Genomic DNA, 1824 nt, shown 5'->3' on the forward strand with positions numbered 1-1824 from the left:
AGTCGACGTCGCGCGGGGCGGGGATCGTCTGCTCAAAGGGAAGCGGCGGGGGCGCCGAATTGCCGCTCTGCTGGGCGGACGCGGCGGTGGATGCGAGCAACAGGGCAGCGAACGCAAAGCGGCGGGGCATGGAAGCCTTTCGGAAGAGCGGGAAGAGAAGCAGTCGGATCAACGCACTAAAGCGTCCCGTCGCCGCAACCGCAAGGCGGTTTCTCGTGATATTGTCACGCCGACGACTCGCAGTCCTTCACGCGATGCTTACCATTCGGCCGCTAGAGCCGCGGATATGTATCACGATGCGCGCCTTGCGGCCGGCCGGGCCGATCCGCGTCCCCGCTCGGCGGTTTCGACCGGCTGCGGTCTGGCCGGGCTGGCGGGACTGTTGAGTTGGACCGCGATCGCCAAATATTTCGGCATGGACGGTCCCTATTCGGCGATCACCAATCTGGTCGCCTGCGGGCTGCCCATGATTTTGTGGTCGGTGCTGGTCGACAAGGTGCATCGCAACCCCTCGACCGGGATCGACTGGTCGAACCCCAGGCCCTGGCGGGAGACGTTCGAGATCAGCCTGACGCGGCTGGCCGGGCTGTGGCTGACCTGGGGCGTGATCGGCCTCATCTATTTCAGCGTGCGCGTCTATCATGACGGCATGTTCGGCTTTGCGATGGCGTGCTTCCAGGCGGCGGCGCCATGGCTGTTCGTCCTGTCGATCCCCTATATTCTCCTGATCGATCGGGTGACGATCGACCCAAAGGACGGCACCTGGCATTTCGGCGCGTGGGTGATGGGCCTGGACGAGGCGATCGACCGGACGGCGATCGCGCATCACGCGCGCGCGTGGACGGTGAAGGCGTTCTTCATGGCGTTCATGCTGGCGATCGTGCCCGGCGGGTTCGGCGCGTTCGTCCGCGGCGACATGACGCTCGTTCTCACCGATCCGGCAGCGATGGCGATGTGGCTCATCACCTTCATGTTCATGATCGACGTGGCGTTCGCGACGGTCGGCTATGTGCTGACGATCAAGCCGCTCGACGCGCATATCCGCACCGCCAATCCGTTCGCGTCGGCGTGGATGGCGGCGTTGATCTGCTATCCGCCGTTCATCCTGATGGGGACTGGCGGCCCGCTCGACTATCACCGCGGCACCGCCGGACCGGACGGCTGGGCGACGTGGCTGGCGGGGCACCCGCTGCTATTGTCGATCTGGGGCGCGGCGCTGGTCGGGCTGACGGGCATCTACGCCTGGGCGACGATGGCGTTCGGCTTCCGCTTTTCGAACCTCACGCATCGCGGCATCCTGACGCACGGGCCGTATGCGGTGTCGCGCCACCCCGCCTATCTGTCGAAGAACCTGTTCTGGTGGCTGGCGGTGCTGCCGATGCTGCCGGCCAGCGGCGACTGGCAGGACGCGGTGCGCAACACGCTGCTGCTGGGCGCGGTCAACGCGGTCTATTACTGGCGCGCCAAGACCGAGGAGCGGCATCTGGGCCTCGATCCGGCGTATCGCGACTATAGCGACTGGATGGCACGAAACGGCGTTGTGCCGCGATTCTTCGCGTGGCTGGGCGGCGGGCGGCGGCGTCCGGTGGCGACCGAAGCCTAGAACCGGTTCTCGCGGTAGATGCCCGTGGCGTCGCCGTCCCACTGCGCGTGATAGCGCGCCAGCAGGCGTTCGGCCGGCACCTTGCCCGACCGGACGATCTCGTGAAGCGGCTCCAGGAACCCCGTCTCGTCGTCGCCCGATGCGTTCCGGCGGCCACGCGCCGCAAGCCCGCGATGGGCGATCGCCAGCACTTCCTTCGCGATGTCGCGCAGTCTGCCGCC

Annotated in this window: 1 protein-coding gene and 1 pseudogene; one reads left to right on the forward strand and one right to left on the reverse strand. The window is 66.8% G+C overall.

Annotated features, from left to right (window positions below; genetic code table 11):
* Window positions 1–286 precede the first annotated feature (286 nt).
* The gene (locus tag ACOJSF_RS10420; protein WP_420142141.1) at window positions 287–1603 is read left to right on the forward strand and encodes a methyltransferase family protein; all 1317 of its coding nucleotides are present in this window, start codon (window positions 287–289) and stop codon (window positions 1601–1603) included.
* Here the strand turns inward: ACOJSF_RS10420 and ACOJSF_RS10425 are convergent.
* Window positions 1600–1824 (reverse strand): annotated as a pseudogene (locus tag ACOJSF_RS10425) (glutamate--cysteine ligase); the annotation flags it as partial. The gene ACOJSF_RS10420 and the pseudogene ACOJSF_RS10425 overlap by 4 nt on opposite strands.

Origin of the sequence: Sphingomonas sp. (genome assembly GCF_048594985.1) — a bacterium.
In the GTDB taxonomy this organism is placed as follows: Bacteria; Pseudomonadota; Alphaproteobacteria; order Sphingomonadales; family Sphingomonadaceae; genus Sphingomonas_I.